The sequence below is a fragment of the Bacillus sp. FSL R5-0560 genome (genome assembly GCF_037966305.1).
Classification (GTDB): Bacteria; Bacillota; Bacilli; order Bacillales; family Bacillaceae; genus Bacillus; species Bacillus mojavensis.
Genome location: NZ_CP150195.1, coordinates 1377307 through 1394982 on the forward strand (window position 1 = coordinate 1377307; position 17676 = coordinate 1394982).

Here is a 17676-nt window from a genome sequence, read left to right on the forward strand (position 1 = left end):
TTATATGGATGGGCATGCCTAAGGTCACATTGTGAATCAAATCGGGTGTGCGTAATAGAAAAAAATTGAAAGATTATGGTAAGATGAACAACATTCGAGGGGGATTATATGATGCCTGCACCGGCATCTTGAAAACCTGCCTGCTGTGTCAGACGACAAAATGGATATCCCTCTTTTTTTCGATAGCAGGAGGTGGTGAAGTTCGTCAATTGCTGAATCTTTTCTTTCATGGGGAGGGGAAACGCATGAATGTGGTAAATCGGCGACAAGCTTTGCAGCGTGCATTGATGAACGGAAAAAATAACCAGGATGCTTATCATCCGTTTCCGTGGTACGAATCGATGAGAAAGGAAGCGCCTGTTTCCTTTGATGAAGAAAATGAAGTGTGGAGCGTTTTTCTTTATGATGATGTCAAAAAAGTCATTGGGGATAAAGAGCTTTTCTCCAGTTATATGCCGGAGCAGACAAGTTCTATCGGAAATTCAATCATTAATATGGACCCGCCAAGGCATACGCAAATCCGTTCAGTTGTGAATAAAGCGTTCACACCGCGCGTGATGAAGCAATGGGAACCGAGAATTCAGGAAATCACAGATGAACTGATCCAAAAATTTCAGGGACGAAGCGAGTTTGATTTGGTTCAAGATTTCTCATATCCGCTTCCTGTCATTGTGATATCCGAGCTTTTAGGCGTGCCTTCAGAGCATATGGATGCGTTTAAGACATGGTCTGATATATTGGTGAGCACACCAAGGGATGGAAGTGAGGAGGCGGAGAAAGTCTTTCTGGAAGAGCGAAACAAGTGCGAGGAAGAACTGGCCGCGTTTTTTGCCGGCATCATAGAAGAAAAACGGAAGAAACCGGAACAAGACATCATCTCCATTTTAATTAAAGCGGAAGAAACCGGCGACAAGCTTTCTGGAGAAGAGCTGATTCCGTTTTGTACATTGCTGCTGGTGGCGGGAAACGAAACGACAACGAACTTGATTTCAAACGCGATGTACAGCATTTTAGACACGCCGGGTGCCTATGACGAATTGCGGCGGCATCCAGAGCTGGTGCCTCAGGCGGTGGAGGAAGCTCTGCGTTTCAGAGCGCCCGCACCTGTTTTGAGACGCATTGCCAAGCGGGATACGGAGATCAGGGGCCATCAGATGAAAAAAGGTGATATGGTTCTGGCTTTTGTAGCATCAGCAAATCGTGATGAAGCGAAGTTTGACAGGGCGCACATGTTTGATATTCACCGCCATCCCAATCCGCATATTGCGTTTGGCCACGGCATTCATTTTTGTCTCGGGGCTCCGCTTGCACGGCTTGAAGCAAAGATCGCGTTAACATCCTTGATTTCTGCTTTTCCTCATATGGAATGCGTCAGTATCACTCCGATTAAAAACAGTGTGATATACGGATTAAAAAGCTTCCGAGTGAAAATTTAATAGATAAGGAGACTGGAGATTCATGAAAAAGCACCATATTTCGATTATCAACATCCCGGCGTACGGGCATGTCAATCCTACGCTTGCATTAGTGGAGAAGCTTTGTGAGAAAGGGCATCGTGTCACATATGCGACGACTGAGGAGTTCGCCGCCAGTGTTCAGCAAGCCGGTGCAGAAGCATTGATCTATCATACATCCTTGAATATTGATCCTAAGCAAATCAGGGAGATGATAGAAAAAAATGAGACGCCGATCAGTCTCTTAAAAGAATCACTTAGCATTCTTCCGCAGCTTGAGGATTTATATCAGAATGATCATCCTGATCTGATTATCTATGATTTTATTGCGCTAGCGGGAAAATTGTTTGCTGACAAGCTTCATATACCGGTCATCAAGCTTTGTTCCTCATATGCCCAAAATGAATCCTTTCAGCTCGGAAGTGAAGACATGCTGTTAAAAATGAAAGAAGCAGAGGCTGAATTTAAAGCCTATTTGGAGCAAGAGCAATTGCCGGCTGTTTCATTTGAACAGTTAGCTGTGCCGGAAGCATTAAATATTGTCTTTATGCCGAAGTCTTTTCAGATTCAGCATGAGACGTTCGATGACCGTTTCTGTTTTGTCGGCCCATCCCTTGGGAAACGGACGGAACAAGAAAGTTTGGAAATTGAAAAGGGTAATGGCCCGCTTATGCTGATTTCATTGGGAACGGCGTTTAACGCATGGCCGGAATTTTACAAGATGTGCATCGAGGCATTTCGGAATTCTTCATGGCAAGTGATTATGTCTGTCGGAAAAACGATTGATCCTGAAAGCCTGGATGAGATCCCTGCTAACTTTACCATTCGCCAAAGCGTGCCGCAGCTTGAGGTATTGGCGAAAGCCGATTTGTTTATTTCTCATGGCGGGATGAACAGTACGATGGAGGCGATGAATGCCGGTGTGCCGCTCGTCGTCATTCCGCAAATGTATGAGCAGGAGCTCACTGCAAAGCGTGTCGATGAATTAGGCCTTGGCGTTTATTTGCCGAAAGAAGAAGTGACTGTTTCCAGGCTTCAGGAAGCGGTTCAGGCGGTATCCGGTGATCAAGAGGTGCTCAGCCGCGTCAAGAATGTGCAAAAGGATGTAAAAGAAGCAGGCGGAGCGGAGCGTGCGGCAGCTGAGATTGAAGCGTTTATAAAAAAATCCGCTGTACCGCAGTAACATAAAAACCGAAATCAATTTGATTTCGGTTTTCTGTTTAAATGTTTTTTTTCATCCCGCATCTCCGGCATTCTCTCAAAAACTTTCCGCCTTTTACGGAGCTTTTGAACAGTGTGTAGTCACAATTGTCGCAGCGCCCGCTGTGGACGTCCGGATATTCGTTGAATTCGTAAATAACCGATGTGTCGTAGCCTTTTGTTTCGTATTCTTCTTTTGTTTCCATAATCGATCCTCCGTTAAAAAAACGTGTCTATTGTTTATATTATAGCATGCACCCGGTGTATTCAACGGGTAATGAGAGGCATTTGGTTCATCTTGATTTCTCCTTTGATTTGCGACACAATAGCTTTATTAAAGGTTATATACATATAAAGCCTAAGCTGGCAAAGAGGAGAGGAACGGATATGGGGAAAGGTTTACATGGAAAACGCGTTGCGATCGGCGGTTCTCGGAAAACGGAAGAAATCAGCACAATCATTGAAAAACAGGGCGGAATTCCTGTCGTCCGTTCTCTCCAAGGAACGGTATATTTGGCAGAGGAACAGGTGGAGCCGGAGCTGCGCAAATTTGCGGAAGAAAAAGCCGATTGGGTGATCTTTACGACAGGCATCGGTACGGAGACGCTTGTGAAGATGGCAGAGAAAATCGGCGTAAAGGACGAGTTCCTGCTGGCGATTCGCCAGGCTAAAGCGGCATGCCGAGGGTACAAAACATTGTCTGCGTTAAAAAAGCTCGGAATCACAGCAGAGGCTTCTGATGAAGATGGGACAACCAGCGGATTGATCCGGTCCTTGGAGCCTTACGACTTTTCAGGAAAAAAAGTAATGGTGCAGCTTCACGGAGAAAATGCACCCGCCCTTATAGCATTTTTGAAAGAAAAGGGAGCTTCAGTTTTGCCGATCCTTCCATATCAGCATATCCCGCCAGAGAAGGAAACGGTGGAACAGTTATGCCGGGAACTGCTGAATGGTGAATTGGATGCTGTTTGTTTTACCACGGCGATTCAGGTTCGTTCTCTGTTTGATTTTGCCAAGGAGCGCGGCTTTATCAATGAAGTGAAGGCTGTATTCGAAGAGCGTGTCATCGCAGCGGCTGTCGGAAAAGTGACTGCTGAAGCGCTGCGGGAAGAAGGCATCACAAGGCTGCTTGCACCGGAGATTGAGCGGATGGGCGCGATGATTATTGAGCTGTCCAAGTATTATGAAGAAAAGGAATAACCAGTACAAAAGCCGCTTTCCAAATGGGAAGCGGCTTTGTCGTTATCCATTTTCCTTTAATTGCTGATGCGCGGTGAATAATGACGGGTATGTCAGCACGCTTAAGATCACACATGTCAGCGCAGCGGACGCCATCGTTGTAAAAACAATCAAAAGCTGAAAGCGAACCGCCTGAATCGGATCGGCGCCCGCTAAGATTTGGCCGGTCATCATGCCGGGAAGCTGGACAAGCCCAAGTGTTTTCTGGCTTTCCAGCGTCGGGATCATACTCATTTTCATCGCAGAAGTAAGAATACGCTGTATGGATTGCTTCGGTGTGCCTCCAAGAGACAATATTAATTGAATTTCTTCTTTGCGAACTTCGACTTCTGAGCTGAGCCGGTTTAAAAATAGACTGGAAAGCACCATCGAATTTCCGATGACCATTCCGCTGATCGGGATGACATACCGTGCCGTAAGCGGGATGATGTGAAGCGCCAGAAGAATGCCTTGGGTGACGATTTCTACAATCGCTAAGGCCAGAAACACCTTCCAAAAAGAACCGATTTTCATTTTCTTTCGTTTGACGACGTTTTGAGCCGCCACACCCAGCATTAACAGCACCATCAGCAGGATAAACACAGGGTGGTCTCCATGAAATATCAGCGACAGCACATAACCGATCACAAGCAGCTGTACCGCCGCCCGGATCGTTGCGATTATCATATCTTTTTCAACGCCGGTTTTAAAGGATTTTGATAAAAACAAGGCAATCAGCACAAAGATCATGGTTAATGAGAGAGAAAGGTAATCCATTACCGTGTGCCTCCCTTCAAAAATTCACGGGCTGCTTCATGCTGAGGACGCGAGAAAAATGTGTCTGTCTCCGCGATTTCCAACAGCCGGCCATCAGCCATAAACCAAATGGTATCGGCTACTCGTTTCGCCTGCTCCATGTTATGGGTCACCCACATCACCGTCAGTTTTTTCTCTTGATGCTGCTTTTTGATTAGCTCTTCAATCTCCAGAGCAGAAACAGGGTCCAGGGCAGATGTAATTTCGTCCAATAATAGGATGGAGGAAGGGTTTGCGAGTGTTCTGGCAAGTGAGAGCCTTTGCCGCTGTCCGCCGGATAAATCCTTGGCGCTCCTGTCTAACAGCTCTGGAGACAGGCCTGTCAGTGAAGCGAGCTCTTCAGGAGAGTAAAGCTGGGTTTGATGCAGCTTCTGTACCAGACTCAAATTGTCACGCACCGTTCCGTCAAGGACGGGAGCGGATTGAAAGGCGAGTGCGGCCGTCCGCCTTAGTTTATTCACATTCCAGTCTCTGACTTCCTTTCCGTAAATCTTCACTTCACCGTGATCCGGTGTTTTCATCAAATTACACATGGACAGCAGTGTGCTTTTACCTGAACCGGAAGGGCCCAAAACGGCCACGATTGCTCCCTGTTGAATGTCTCCGGTGACAGCCTTCAATACGTCATAGGTTTGTCCCTCTTGTTCATAGCTTTTTCGCACAGATGTGAATGAGATCGCTGGTATATCGTCTTTTTGATTGTTTGCTTCCATTAAAATATCACCTTTCAGTTAAGTGGGCTTAGACTCTACATAAATATAACGTGAAACAGGTCTCTTTTGGAAGGAGTTAAAAAAGAAAGGAGAACGGGTTTTCGCCCATTCTCCAGCCGCTGCTATGCAGTCAGATTTGACTGCGTTTTCTTTTTGGGTTTTTGTTGGGAAGCGAAGGTATGTAGCACCATTCCGGCAATAATGATCATTAAGCCGGTAAACGATAAAATGGAAGGGAAAACTCCTGACAGCAGGATTATTTCACCAAGCAAAGCGAATATCACTTCCCCGGATTGTGTTGCTTCAACAGCAGCGAGCTTTTGCGGGTTATCCCTTACCATATCCGTTGCCCAGAAAAATAAAACGGTCGCAATGATGCCTGAGCTGACGGCAACGATAAAGGATTGAACGGTTTGCCCCGCTGTCGGAAGGCCATCTGACCACCAGCCGTAAGCTGCCAATACAAGCCAGAATGGAAGGCTTGCAAGGGTCATTCCCAGCACGCGCTGAAATGTATCAAGCCTGCCTCCGTATTGCTCAAGCATTCTCCGGTTTCCCAGCGGGTAGGCGAAAGCCGCGATGACAACCGGCAGCACGCTGAAGAGCAGCAGTTTTCCGGAAAGCGATTCTGCATGCTGGAGCTGTATCAGTGCCGCTCCGATCAGAATGACGACGGAAGTGCCCAGTGAAACAAGGGGAATCTTTTGCCGAACGAGCAAAGTGCCTCCAGGCGTGTCTTTTTTCTCATAGAAAAATGGAGACAGCAGCACACCGGCTACAATGGTAATTTGCCATGTTCCGGCTACGAGCCAGCCCGGCCCGAATGCGGCGGCAAACGTGATTGGCGCATAAAAAAGCACAAAGCCGACAAAGCTCCACTTTATCCAAAATAACGGCTTTTTCCGCATTTCTTGTAAAAGAGGAACGAACTTCCCTTTCATTATGACAATCAGACATAAAAACGGAACCATAAATATAAAGCGTAACGAGGCGCTCCAAAGCCAGCTGCCTCCGGATAATTCCATCGCCCTGTTTAAAATAAAGGTAACGGCGAAAAAGAGAGAAGCCAATATTCCGATTACAATTGCTTTCATCAAATCCCTCATTCTGGCATTATTTTTTTATACTATACTACCCGGGATGATACAGATCAACGGAATTGTGAGAAAATAATGATGTTTTACAGATCAATAGATGTGGAAGACAGAAATAGGGAGGCGAAATGATGGAAACAGAAACGTACTTTTTTCAGGATGACGGAAGGATTCCAAATCACCCTGATTTTCCGCTCGTTATCTATAAAAGTGTTTTTATGGGACGTGCTGAACTGGCAGAGCGGATCGTCAACCGGCATGGCTGGCTAAACAGCTGGTCGGGCAGTGTTTTTCCGTACCATCATTATCATAGCAACACGCATGAAGTCCTAATCGCAGTCCGAGGGGAGGCTGTTATTCAATTTGGGGGAGAAAAAGGAGCTGCTATTCCTATCAAAACGGGCGACGCAGCGGTCATTCCAGCCGGTGTCGGGCATAAAAAGCTAAGCGCGAGCCCGGATTTTACCGTGATCGGCGCTTATCCAGAAGGTTCTCGGTATGATATAAAGACGGGAAAGCCCGATGAAAGAGCGGCTGCGCTAGAGAATATAGAGCAAGCAGTACTTCCGGCATTGGATCCAGTTACAGGAAAAAGAGAACCTCTATTGGACATATGGGTAAGTCGCAGGGGAGAAAATTGTTGGATTGTCAATAACTAGTGCTGAAGAAATGTTATGACACGGGCACCATATAAATTAATTTCATAATCGAAGCAATTCACGTTCAAATTTTGTTCAAAAAGTGTTATCATATAGAAGGTAATCAAATTGGAGTTTTTTGTGTTTGCTATTTTCAGAGAGAGTAAAGGATTTTGACTTATTCAATGGTTTATTTTTGAGATAAAAATAATACTGAATATGGCAAGATGAAAAACTGGGTAGTAAACATTTATTTTTGCGAATGATTGTGCATGAATTCACAATCCTTCTTCTCATGCTTTCAAACATGAGATCAGGGAGAGGCACTACCCTTTCCAAAAAATCAGCATACTGCTTATAGTAAAGGAGAATTGGATATGCCAGAAACAATCGATCAAACAAATGCGTCTGTCAGCCAAAGCCAGCAAGATCTTATTGATCAGCTGTTAAAGCCAGAAGTTCAAGAATCACTGACTGTTTTAGTTGACCAGCTTCCAAAGCTGACTGAGTTAGTGAATATTTTAACGAAGTCTTATGATTTCGCTCAGTCTGTTGCGACTGACGAAGTATTGAAAAGCGATACAGTCGGTGCGATCACTGAAATTCTTGAGCCTGTAAAAGAAACAGCAAAAGAAGTGGCTGCGACTGCAATCGAAGCGAAAGACCGCGCGGATGCTAGCAACGAAACGATTGGACTTTTCGGCCTGTTGCGCATGCTGAAAGATCCTCAAGCTCAAAAGCTGTTCCGTTTTGCTAACAGCTACCTTGAAATCATGAACGAAAAACAAAAATAATCTCAGATTCAAATTGATATAAAGGACGGAGGATATACGATGTCAAAACATATTGTCATTTTAGGCGCTGGTTATGGCGGTGTTCTTTCTGCTTTAACAGTTCGCAAACACTACACAAAAGAACAAGCACGCGTGACAGTGGTAAACAAATACCCAACTCACCAAATCATTACGGAATTACACCGTCTTGCAGCAGGCAACGTGTCTGAAAAAGCGGTTGCAATGCCGTTAGAAAAACTTTTCAAAGGCAAAGACATTGATCTTAAAATCGCGGAAGTCAGCTCTTTCTCTGTTGATAAAAAAGAGGTTGCGCTTGCTGACGGTTCTACATTAACTTACGATGCGCTAGTAGTAGGCCTTGGTTCTGTCACTGCTTACTTCGGCATCCCAGGACTTGAAGAGAACAGCATGGTTCTTAAATCTGCTGCTGATGCGAACAAAGTCTTCAAACATGTTGAAGACCGTGTACGTGAGTACTCTAAAACGAAAAACGAAGCAGATGCAACAATCCTTATCGGCGGAGGCGGCTTAACAGGCGTTGAGCTTGTCGGTGAGCTTGCTGACATCATGCCGAACCTTGCGAAAAAATACGGCGTAGATCATAAAGAAATCAAATTGAAACTGGTTGAAGCAGGTCCGAAAATCCTTCCTGTTCTTCCGGATGATCTTATCGAACGTGCTACTGCAAGTCTTGAAAAACGCGGCGTTGAGTTCTTAACAGGCCTTCCTGTTACAAATGTAGAAGGAAACGTAATTGATCTGAAAGACGGATCAAAAGTGGTTGCCAACACATTTGTTTGGACTGGCGGCGTACAAGGTAACCCATTAGTAGGTGAATCAGGCCTTGAAGTGAACCGCGGACGTGCGACAGTAAATGACTTCCTGCAATCTACATCACATGAGGATGTATTCGTTGCTGGAGACAGCGCAGTTTACTTTGGTCCAGACGGCCGTCCATATCCGCCAACTGCACAAATCGCATGGCAAATGGGTGAGCTGATCGGTTACAACCTATTCGCTTACTTAGAAGGAAAAACACTTGAAACATTTCAGCCAGTAAACTCTGGTACACTTGCAAGTCTTGGACGCAAAGATGCGGTTGCCATCATTGGTGCTAATTCTACACCGCTTAAAGGTCTTCCTGCTTCCTTGATGAAAGAAGCAAGTAACGTTCGCTACTTAACACACATTAAAGGACTATTCAGCCTGGCTTACTAATCCTTTGTTGTGGTTCAGACATTGCCAAAGCGTTCCTTTCGGGATGCTTTCCGGCAATGTCTTTTTTATTTAGTTTGCTAACGTTAACATTTCATTTTCAAAAAAGAGATTGATCCCAGAGGAATATAAAGGTAAAATAAAACCATATCAAAATGTTAACGTTAACATTTTGAAATAGAATGAAAGACGGTGAGGACATGGAACCCTTTATGGGCGAAAATTTTTTGCTGAAAAATGAAACCGCTGTCAAACTTTATCATCATTATGCGAAAGACATGCCGATTATTGATTACCACTGCCACTTAAGCCCGAAAGAAATCTATGAAAATAAGAGATTTCAAAACATCACAGAAGCCTGGCTGTATGGAGACCATTACAAATGGCGCATCATGAGAGCCAATGGGATTGATGAGACATACATTACAGGCGATGCGACTGATGAGGAGAAATTTATGGCTTGGGCGAAAACCGTGCCGATGGCGATCGGCAATCCGCTCTACAATTGGACTCACTTAGAACTGCAGCGTTTTTTTGGAATTTATGAGATTTTAAATGAGCAATCCGCGCCGGCTATATGGAAACGGACGAATGAACTGCTCCAAGGAGAAGGCTTCGGGGCAAGGGATTTGATTGTGAAATCCAATGTGAAAGTAGTATGCACAACCGATGACCCTGTCGATTCTCTCAAATACCACCTCTTATTAAAAGAGGAAAAAGATTTTCCTGTCAGTGTGCTGCCGGGATTTCGGCCGGATAAAGGGCTGGAAATCAATCGCGAAGGCTTCCCGGATTGGGTGCAGGCGCTTGAAAGGGCTGCATCACTGTCGATTACAACCTATGATGAGTTTTTGGAGGCTCTTGAAGAACGAGTGCGTTTCTTCCATTCAGTCGGCGGCAGAGTATCTGATCATGCGATTGATTCAATGGTGTATGCCGAAACGGACAAAGAGGAAGCGGGCCTCATTTTTACCGCAAGATTAAAAGGGGAACAGGTTTCTTGCGAAGCTGAGAAGAAATTCAAGACATATACGCTTCAATTTCTTTGCGGATTGTATGCTGAGCTTGACTGGGCGATGCAGTTTCATATCAATGCACTCAGAAATACGAATATAAAAATGATGAAGAAATTGGGACCGGATACAGGCTATGATTCTATGAATGACGAAAAAATTGCGAAGCCTTTGTACAGGCTGCTGAACTCCGTCGAAATGAAAAACCAGCTGCCGAAAACGATTTTATATTCGCTCAATCCAAATGATAACTATGTCATTGCCAGCATGATCAATAGCTTTCAAGACGGCATCACGCCTGGGAAAATACAATTCGGCACAGCATGGTGGTTTAACGATTCCAAGGATGGGATGCTCGACCAAATGAAAGCGTTATCAAACGTCGGGCTTTTCAGCCGTTTTATCGGCATGCTGACTGATTCCAGAAGCTTTTTGTCGTATACACGCCATGAGTACTTCAGACGGATTGTCTGCAATCTGATCGGCGAATGGGCTGAAAACGGTGAAGTGCCGAAAGATATGGAGCTTCTTGGCGGTATCGTACAAGGCATTTGCTATCACAATGCGAAACTATATTTTCAATTTCAAGAAGAAAAGGCAAACGTATAAAAGAGGTTCCGCTCAGAATAGTCTAGGTCATACTGAGCGGATATCTCACCGAAAATTCTTAAGACACAGAGGTGGAAGATGCGAGCAGAACTGGAAAATAAGGTTGTGTCGATTGAAACGGAGAAGAGGCTACCGCTGAAGGAGAAAATTTCCTATGGTTTTGGTGATTTTGGCAACGGTTTTATGTTTGATCTCGGTCAGATTTATTTATTGAAGTATTTCACTGATGTAGCGGGAATTCCGGCTGCAATGGCGGGGGGGATTTTTTTAGTCAGCAAGCTGTTTGCGGCGATTACAGATCCGATTGTCGGCTCATCAATTGATTATCGCAAAAATATCGGCAGGCGGGGGAAATTCAGGCCTTATTTATTAATCGGCAGTATTGTTCTTGCTGTGCTTACTGTTCTTATTTTTCTGTCCCCGAATGTATCAACGACAGGCAAGCTGATTTATGCGTATGCATCCTATATGCTGTGGGGCGTGGGCTATTCATTTGTAAACATTCCCTACGGCTCATTAGGAGCAGCGATGACTCAAAATACGGAAGATCGGACATCTATCTCTACTTTTCGCCAAATCGGCTCACTTGGGGCTTTGTTTATCACAAGCGTGGCCGTCATGCCGCTGCTCGTCAAGTTTGATAACCCGAAGGTAGGCTACCCGGTGGTCATGGGATTGTTTGCTGTTCTCGGTGTGCTTTGGTTTTATATTTGCTACCGCAACTGCAAGGAACGTATTGTTATTGCGGAAGCGCCAAAAGAGAAATTAACATTTTCATCTGTCGTCAAAACGTTTATAACGAACAAACCGCTGTTAACCCTTGTCCTGATGACCATTTTTTCGATTTCCGCATACAACATTAAATCCGCAATGCTCGTATACTTCGCACAATATAACCTAGGCAATGTCGAACTGATGGCTTATATGAACTTTATCATTATTGGTTCTTCCTTTTTGGGCGTCGTGTTTCTGCCAAAGCTCGTCAAGATGTTTGGAAAGAAACAAACCGCAATGATCGGTTTCGGCATCAGCGTTGCCGCGGACCTGATCAACTTTATGCTTCCTTCAAATGTATATGTGTTTACCATCCTTGCAAGCATCGCGTTTATCGGAATCAGTATTCCCAATGGCATTACGTGGGCGCTTGTCTCAGATATCATTGACTATGGCGAGTGGAAATCCGGTGAGCGGAAAGAAGCAACGACGTATTCCCTCTTTAACTTCTCCCGGAAGCTTGCCCAGTCATTGTCTGGATTTCTCTCGGGGATCGGATTGGGACTTGTCGGATATATGCCGAACGTAGCCCAGACGGCACAGGCGCTGATCGGCATTAAAGCGCTTCTTCTTCTGTATCCCGCCATTGCTTTGGCATTAGCTATGATTATTATCGGTTTTCTTTATAAACTAACAGATCAGCAGCATGCCCAGATTGTCGAGGAGCTTCAGCATAGAAACTGATCAAACAATCCTATATAGAATATTTTGAATAGTTCGCAAGTAAAAATAATTTGTAAGGGTTTTCGCTAAGTGATGAAACTGAAAGAAAGGAGGCTCTTTATTGAATACGGTAACGATTTCCGCTGAAGAAGCGAAGGAACTGGTTCAGCAAAAGCTGATCGGCGCCAATTTAAATGAACGAGATGCCGAAAAAGTAGCAGACGTGCTCGTACACGCTGATTTACGCAATGTAAATTCTCATGGTGTTTTGCGAACAGAACATTATGTGAACAGGCTCAGGGCTGGAGGCATCAATCCAAAAGCGCGTCCCGTTTTTAAAGAAACGGGCCCGGTGACAGGAGTGCTGGACGGTGATGACGGGTTCGGCCATGTGATTGCCGATAAGGCGATGGCTCATGCCATTGAAATGGCAATGAAAAATGGTGTTGGCATGGTCACTGCGACAAACAGCAGCCATTGCGGAGCGTTAAGTTATTTTGTGCAAAAAGCGGCTGAGAAAAAACTGATCGGAATCGCTATGTCTCATACTGACAGTATTGTAGTCCCGTTTGGCGGGAGGTCTCCTTTTTTAGGCACGAATCCAATTGCTTATGGGGTGCCGGCAAAGCATAAAAAACCGTTTATCCTAGATATGGCGACCTCAAAAGTGGCATTTGGAAAGATTCTGCAGGCGCGTGAAGAGGGCACAGAAATACCAGAAGGGTGGGGAGTCGATGAAAACGGAGAGATGGTAACAGATCCTCATAAGGTCGTCTCACTTTCAACCTTCGGCGGTCCTAAGGGCTACGGGCTATCTGTTGTGGTGGATGTGTTTTCAGGCTTGCTGGCTGGGGCGGCTTTTGGGCCGCATATCGCTAAAATGTATGGCGATCTTGATCAAAATAGGAAGCTTGGACATTATGTTTGCGCGATCCATCCGTCCTATTTTACCGGACAAGATATGTTTTTAGAGCAGATGGACGCCATGCTTGATGAACTGCAGCAATCACCTCCGGCTAGAGGAGTCGAGCGCGTCTATGTGCCTGGCGAATTGGAGCAGCTGCATGAGGAAAGAAACAGGAAGCACGGGATTTCAATTGCTCGGAGCGTGTATGAATTTTTAAAAAGCAGGTGAGAAAATGAAAGCGGTTCAAGTGCGAAAAGCGTATGATTTGGTGACAGCAGACATGAAAAAGCCTGTTCTTTCAATGGCTGATGAGGTGCTCGTCAAAGTAAAACGAGTCGGAATTTGCGGTTCTGACATGCATATTTATCATGGCACGAATCCGCTTGCGACCCTTCCGAGAGTAATCGGACACGAGGTAACGGGAGAGGTGGAGGAGGTTGGTGCGAATGTTAAAGGCCTGAAAGCCGGCGACCATGTTGTGATTGAACCGATTTCTTATTGCGGAAACTGTTATGCCTGCCGTAAAGGCCGGCCGAATGTTTGCGCGAAGCTTTCTGTGTTTGGCGTTCATGAAGATGGCGGGATGCGGGAATATGTTGTGCTTCCTGAAAAGCAGCTTCACGTCGTTTCAAAAGAGCTGCCCTGGGAGGAGGCAGTGATGGCCGAGCCTTATTCGATAGGTGCCCAAGCCGTTTGGCGTGGACAGGTAGAAAAGGGCGATCGCGTTCTGATTCAGGGAGCGGGGCCTATCGGCATCTGTGTGTTAAAAATGGCAAAGCTTGCGGGTGCTTCCGTCATGATAACCGACTTAAATAATGAGCGGCTGGCATTTGCCACTGAGAACGGTGCGGACGCTGTTATGAATGTTCAAACAGAACATGCGGCTGAGCGGGTTCGGGAATGGACGGGAGGTGAAGGAGCCAATGTAGTCATTGATGCAGTCTGTCTCCCTGAGACTTTTGAGCTTTCTGTTGATGTCGTTTCTCCGGCAGGGCGTGTGGTGGTGCTTGGATTTGATGAGAGAGCGTCACAAATTCCTCAGCTCCCCATTACAAAAAAAGAAGTCACGATTACCGGCTCAAGACTCCAGACAAATCAGTTTCCGAAGGTTGTAAAGCTGCTGAATGAAGGCCGGTTAGCGCATAACGGGCTCGTCACCCATACGTTTTCAGTTGATGATGTCCATCACGCGTTTCAATTTATCAAGGAGCATCCCGACCAGGTGCGGAAGGCAGTGATCACATTTGATTAAAAGGCTCAATCCGGAGGTGCAGGATGAATATGACATTTCGATGGTATGGACGAGGCAACGATACAGTCACACTTGAACACGTGAAACAAATTCCCGGGGTGAAAGGCATCGTCTGGGCCCTCCATCACAAACCTGTTGGGGAAGTGTGGGAAATAGAAGAAATTAAAGCCGAGACGGAATATATACAATCCCATGGTTTTCATGCGGAGGTTGTCGAAAGCGTGAACGTTCATGAAGCGATTAAACTGGGCAGCGAAGAACGCGGCCGGTACATTGAACATTATAAGCAGACCATCCGCAATCTGTCTGCTTTTGGCGTGAAAGTGATTTGCTACAATTTTATGCCGATTTTCGACTGGACGCGCACCGACATGTTCCGTCCGCTGGAAGACGGCTCAACCGCTCTGTTTTTTGAGAAAGCCAAAGTGGAGAGCTTGGAGCCTCAAGAGCTGATCCGGACGGTGGAAGAAGCGTCTGACCTGACACTCCCGGGGTGGGAGCCTGAAAAAATGGCTCAGATCAAAGAACTGTTTGAGGCCTACAGGGCGGTCGATGAAGAACAGCTCTGGAACAATTTATCGTTCTTTTTGAAGGAAATTCTGCCGGTTGCTGAAGCGCACGGCATTCAAATGGCCATTCATCCGGATGACCCGCCTTGGCCGATTTTCGGATTGCCGCGTATTATCACAGGAGAGGCAAGCTATGAGAAGCTGCGGGCCATATCAGATTCACCTTCTAACTGCATCACCTTATGTACCGGTTCAATGGGGGCCAATCCCGCCAATGATATGGTGGAAATTGCTAAAACATATGCCGGGCTTGCTCCATTTTCACACATCCGTAATGTGAAGATCTTTGAAAATGGCGATTTTATTGAAACGTCTCATCTGACAAAGGACGGTTCAATTAATATTCATGGGGTTATGGCAGAACTGCACAAGCAGGATTACAACGGATATGTCAGGCCGGATCACGGTCGCCATATTTGGGGAGAGCAATGCCGTCCAGGCTACGGCTTATATGATCGCGCTTTAGGCATCATGTATTTGAACGGACTGTGGGACGCATACGAATCAATGGCGAAAAAAGAGGTGGAATTATGATTCCTCTTCATCATCGGCTGGCAGGTAAAGTTGCTGTTATCACAGGCGGTAGCGGTGTGCTCTGCTCGGCAATGGCCCGGGAGCTTGCCCGCCATGGTATGAAGGTGGCGATACTGAACCGGTCAGCTGAATCAGGCCAAGAGGTTGTGCGGGACATTACAGAAGCTGGCGGTACGGCATATTCCGTTTCTGCTGATGTGCTGAACAGGACGTCGCTTGAGAAGGCGAAGACTGAAATTCTTGGCCGATTTGGCGCTGTCAATTTGTTAATTAACGGAGCAGGAGGAAATCATCCCGCTGCGATTACTGATGTGGAGACATATGATGACGAGGGAGAAGGGCAATCATTCTTTGACATGGATGAAAACGGATTTTCAACTGTTTTCTCAACCAACTTCACTGGGGCATTTCTGGCTACCCAAGTGTTTGGAAAGGAACTGCTGAAGGCAGACTCACCGGCCATTGTAAATATCTCATCAATGAGCGCTTATTCACCTATGACGAAGGTCCCGGCGTACAGTGCGGCCAAGGCATCAATCAATAACTTTACAATGTGGCTGGCTGTTCATTTTGCGGAAACCGGACTGCGGGTTAACGCAATCGCACCAGGCTTTTTTCTAACAAAACAAAATCACGATCTGCTGATCAATAAGGATGGAAGCTTTACAGACCGCTCTAAAAAGATTATTGCGGGAACACCGATGAAGCGTTTTGGAAAACCAGAGGACCTGCTCGGCACGCTTCTTTGGCTGGCGGATGATTCCTATTCAGGCTTTGTCACCGGCATTACCGTTCCTGTCGATGGAGGGTTTATGGCTTATTCAGGAGTGTGACGAAAGCAGCTACAGATACTGAACCAACATAGGGGTGAGGTTGAGATGTTTTCAAAAGATAAGCTTCCAGTCATCCTTTTTTTGTTCCTGGCTGGTGTAATTAACTATCTGGACCGTTCGGCATTATCCATTGCAGCTCCATTCATCCAGGATGATCTCACACTGTCCGCTACACAAATGGGCTTGATTTTCAGCAGTTTTTCGATTGGATATGCCGTTTTCAATTTTCTCGGCGGTGTGGCATCTGACCGCTATGGAGCAAAACTGACCTTATTTGTGGCCATGGTCGTTTGGTCGCTGTTCAGCGGAGCAGTTGCTTTGGCTTTTGGCTTTGTCAGCCTGCTGATCATACGAATTTTGTTTGGAATGGGGGAAGGGCCGCTTTCGGCGACCATCAATAAAATGGTCAATAACTGGTTCCCGCCGACTCAGCGGGCGTCTGTTGTCGGAGTCACAAATAGCGGAACGCCCCTTGGCGGAGCCATTTCCGGCCCAATTGTCGGCATGATCGCCGTTGCATTCAGCTGGAAGGTTTCCTTCGTTCTGATCATGATCATCGGATTGATTTGGGCATTTCTCTGGTTAAAATTCGTAAAAGAAAAGCCGGCTAAGCCAATGGGCAATGCACCTGCGATGAAAGTTGAAGCCGCTCCCGAGGAGAAAATTCCGCTGACCTTTTATCTGAAACAAAAAACAGTCTTGTTCACGGCGTTTGCTTTTTTCGCTTACAACTACATCCTCTTCTTCTTTTTGACGTGGTTTCCGAGCTATCTTGTCGAGGAGCGGGGATTAAGTGTTGGGTCAATGAGTGTCATCACAGTCATTCCGTGGATTTTAGGATTTATCGGCCTGGCAGCCGGGGGATTTGTTTCTGATTATGTATACAAAAAAACAGTCCGGAAAGGCGTGCTGTTTTCGCGTAAAGTCGTGCTTGTCACGTGTTTGTTTTCTTCCGCGGTATTGATTGGTTTGGCTGGGCTTGTCACCACAACTGTAAGCGCTGTTACGCTCGTGGCTCTGTCCGTCTTCTTTTTATATTTGACGGGTGCGATCTACTGGGCTGTTATTCAGGATGTAGTCGATCAAAAGAATGTCGGTTCTGTTGGCGGATTCATGCATTTTCTCGCCAACACCGCAGGCATCATCGGTCCCGCTTTGACCGGCTTTATTGTTGACCGGACAGGTACTTTTTCTGGCGCATTTTTACTTGCCGGAGGGCTGGCCGTATTCGCTTCGCTGGCTGTCATCCGTTTTGTGCGGCCGATCATCAGCAGCACTGCCGGAACGCATGCTGATGATACGGTTTCTTATTAATCTGGAAATATGGTGGGAGAGGCGGTGTGTTTGATGATACAATATGTAATAACTAATCGCAGCCGG

General features: G+C 46.0%; 17 protein-coding genes. 13 read left to right on the top strand and 4 right to left on the bottom strand.

Going from position 1 to position 17676, the window contains the following annotated elements:
• Window positions 1–245: 245 nt before the first annotated feature.
• Window positions 246–1436, top strand: a complete 1191-nt coding sequence (locus NST56_RS07115) for a cytochrome P450 (RefSeq protein ID WP_339180993.1) — start codon at window positions 246–248, stop codon at window positions 1434–1436.
• A 22-nt stretch (window positions 1437–1458) separates the two neighbouring features.
• Window positions 1459–2637, top strand: coding sequence for a macrolide family glycosyltransferase (locus NST56_RS07120; RefSeq protein ID WP_339180996.1), 1179 nt, complete (start codon window positions 1459–1461; stop codon window positions 2635–2637).
• Window positions 2638–2674: 37 nt separating this feature from the next.
• Here NST56_RS07120 and NST56_RS07125 read toward each other — a convergent pair whose 3' ends face one another.
• Window positions 2675–2860 (bottom strand): hypothetical protein, encoded by a 186-nt coding sequence (locus NST56_RS07125; protein ID WP_010333860.1) that lies wholly within the window; start codon window positions 2858–2860, stop codon window positions 2675–2677.
• A 181-nt stretch (window positions 2861–3041) separates the two neighbouring features.
• Here NST56_RS07125 and NST56_RS07130 point away from each other — a divergent pair, with 181 nt between their 5' ends.
• Window positions 3042–3854, top strand: a complete 813-nt coding sequence (locus NST56_RS07130) for a uroporphyrinogen-III synthase (RefSeq protein WP_268448546.1) — start codon at window positions 3042–3044, stop codon at window positions 3852–3854.
• A gap of 42 nt (window positions 3855–3896) precedes the next feature.
• On the opposite strand, the gene fetB is transcribed toward NST56_RS07130, so the two are convergent.
• The 3 genes from fetB to NST56_RS07145 form a co-directional block, all read right to left on the bottom strand.
• A complete protein-coding gene (gene fetB, locus NST56_RS07135; RefSeq protein WP_339180999.1) occupies window positions 3897–4649 on the bottom strand; it encodes an iron export ABC transporter permease subunit FetB in 753 nt (250 codons plus the stop codon).
• Window positions 4649–5401, bottom strand: a complete 753-nt coding sequence (locus tag NST56_RS07140) for an ATP-binding cassette domain-containing protein (protein WP_229147903.1) — start codon at window positions 5399–5401, stop codon at window positions 4649–4651. Before NST56_RS07140 ends, fetB begins: the two co-directional genes overlap by 1 nt.
• Before the next feature lie 122 nt (window positions 5402–5523).
• Window positions 5524–6495 (bottom strand): multidrug resistance efflux transporter family protein, encoded by a 972-nt coding sequence (locus tag NST56_RS07145; protein ID WP_339181004.1) that lies wholly within the window; start codon window positions 6493–6495, stop codon window positions 5524–5526.
• Between the two features lie 131 nt (window positions 6496–6626).
• Between NST56_RS07145 and NST56_RS07150 the strand changes: the two genes are divergently transcribed.
• From NST56_RS07150 to NST56_RS07195, 10 genes are all read left to right on the top strand, one after another.
• Window positions 6627–7154, top strand: a complete 528-nt coding sequence (locus NST56_RS07150) for a cupin domain-containing protein (protein ID WP_326191940.1) — start codon at window positions 6627–6629, stop codon at window positions 7152–7154.
• A 356-nt stretch (window positions 7155–7510) separates the two neighbouring features.
• On the top strand, window positions 7511–7927 hold the full coding sequence (locus NST56_RS07155; protein WP_010333866.1) for a DUF1641 domain-containing protein: 417 nt from the start codon (window positions 7511–7513) through the stop codon (window positions 7925–7927).
• 39 nt (window positions 7928–7966) lie between these two features.
• Window positions 7967–9145 carry an NAD(P)/FAD-dependent oxidoreductase gene (locus NST56_RS07160; protein WP_010333868.1) on the top strand — a complete coding sequence of 393 codons (1179 nt, stop codon included), beginning with the start codon at window positions 7967–7969 and terminating at the stop codon, window positions 9143–9145.
• 197 nt (window positions 9146–9342) lie between these two features.
• Window positions 9343–10764 (top strand): glucuronate isomerase, encoded by a 1422-nt coding sequence (gene uxaC / locus NST56_RS07165; protein WP_339181010.1) that lies wholly within the window; start codon window positions 9343–9345, stop codon window positions 10762–10764.
• Between the two features lie 78 nt (window positions 10765–10842).
• Window positions 10843–12222 carry an MFS transporter gene (locus NST56_RS07170; RefSeq protein ID WP_029441212.1) on the top strand — a complete coding sequence of 460 codons (1380 nt, stop codon included), beginning with the start codon at window positions 10843–10845 and terminating at the stop codon, window positions 12220–12222.
• Between the two features lie 100 nt (window positions 12223–12322).
• The gene (gene allD / locus NST56_RS07175) at window positions 12323–13336 is read left to right on the top strand and encodes an ureidoglycolate dehydrogenase (RefSeq protein ID WP_168747482.1); all 1014 of its coding nucleotides are present in this window, start codon (window positions 12323–12325) and stop codon (window positions 13334–13336) included.
• A gap of 4 nt (window positions 13337–13340) precedes the next feature.
• Window positions 13341–14360 carry a zinc-binding alcohol dehydrogenase family protein gene (locus NST56_RS07180; protein WP_339181013.1) on the top strand — a complete coding sequence of 340 codons (1020 nt, stop codon included), beginning with the start codon at window positions 13341–13343 and terminating at the stop codon, window positions 14358–14360.
• Between the two features lie 23 nt (window positions 14361–14383).
• On the top strand, window positions 14384–15463 hold the full coding sequence (uxuA, locus tag NST56_RS07185) for a mannonate dehydratase (protein WP_339181015.1): 1080 nt from the start codon (window positions 14384–14386) through the stop codon (window positions 15461–15463).
• The gene (locus NST56_RS07190) at window positions 15460–16296 is read left to right on the top strand and encodes an SDR family oxidoreductase (RefSeq protein ID WP_010333873.1); all 837 of its coding nucleotides are present in this window, start codon (window positions 15460–15462) and stop codon (window positions 16294–16296) included. Before uxuA ends, NST56_RS07190 begins: the two co-directional genes overlap by 4 nt.
• Window positions 16297–16341: 45 nt before the next feature.
• Window positions 16342–17610, top strand: coding sequence for an MFS transporter (locus NST56_RS07195; protein ID WP_326330586.1), 1269 nt, complete (start codon window positions 16342–16344; stop codon window positions 17608–17610).
• Window positions 17611–17676: the final 66 nt, after the last annotated feature.

Excerpts from the sequence above, each read along its gene's own strand:
- NST56_RS07115 (WP_339180993.1), top strand. The coding sequence starts at position 246 with ATGAATGTGGTAAATCGGCGACAAGCTTTGCAGCGTGCATTGATGAAC.
- NST56_RS07120 (WP_339180996.1), top strand. The coding sequence starts at position 1,459 with ATGAAAAAGCACCATATTTCGATTATCAACATCCCGGCGTACGGGCAT.
- NST56_RS07125 (WP_010333860.1), bottom strand. The coding sequence starts at position 2,860 with ATGGAAACAAAAGAAGAATACGAAACAAAAGGCTACGACACATCGGTT.
- NST56_RS07130 (WP_268448546.1), top strand. The coding sequence starts at position 3,042 with ATGGGGAAAGGTTTACATGGAAAACGCGTTGCGATCGGCGGTTCTCGG.
- fetB (WP_339180999.1), bottom strand. The coding sequence starts at position 4,649 with ATGGATTACCTTTCTCTCTCATTAACCATGATCTTTGTGCTGATTGCC.
- NST56_RS07140 (WP_229147903.1), bottom strand. The coding sequence starts at position 5,401 with ATGGAAGCAAACAATCAAAAAGACGATATACCAGCGATCTCATTCACA.
- NST56_RS07145 (WP_339181004.1), bottom strand. The coding sequence starts at position 6,495 with ATGAAAGCAATTGTAATCGGAATATTGGCTTCTCTCTTTTTCGCCGTT.
- NST56_RS07150 (WP_326191940.1), top strand. The coding sequence starts at position 6,627 with ATGGAAACAGAAACGTACTTTTTTCAGGATGACGGAAGGATTCCAAAT.
- NST56_RS07155 (WP_010333866.1), top strand. The coding sequence starts at position 7,511 with ATGCCAGAAACAATCGATCAAACAAATGCGTCTGTCAGCCAAAGCCAG.
- NST56_RS07160 (WP_010333868.1), top strand. The coding sequence starts at position 7,967 with ATGTCAAAACATATTGTCATTTTAGGCGCTGGTTATGGCGGTGTTCTT.
- uxaC (WP_339181010.1), top strand. The coding sequence starts at position 9,343 with ATGGAACCCTTTATGGGCGAAAATTTTTTGCTGAAAAATGAAACCGCT.
- NST56_RS07170 (WP_029441212.1), top strand. The coding sequence starts at position 10,843 with ATGCGAGCAGAACTGGAAAATAAGGTTGTGTCGATTGAAACGGAGAAG.
- NST56_RS07180 (WP_339181013.1), top strand. The coding sequence starts at position 13,341 with ATGAAAGCGGTTCAAGTGCGAAAAGCGTATGATTTGGTGACAGCAGAC.
- uxuA (WP_339181015.1), top strand. The coding sequence starts at position 14,384 with ATGAATATGACATTTCGATGGTATGGACGAGGCAACGATACAGTCACA.
- NST56_RS07190 (WP_010333873.1), top strand. The coding sequence starts at position 15,460 with ATGATTCCTCTTCATCATCGGCTGGCAGGTAAAGTTGCTGTTATCACA.
- NST56_RS07195 (WP_326330586.1), top strand. The coding sequence starts at position 16,342 with ATGTTTTCAAAAGATAAGCTTCCAGTCATCCTTTTTTTGTTCCTGGCT.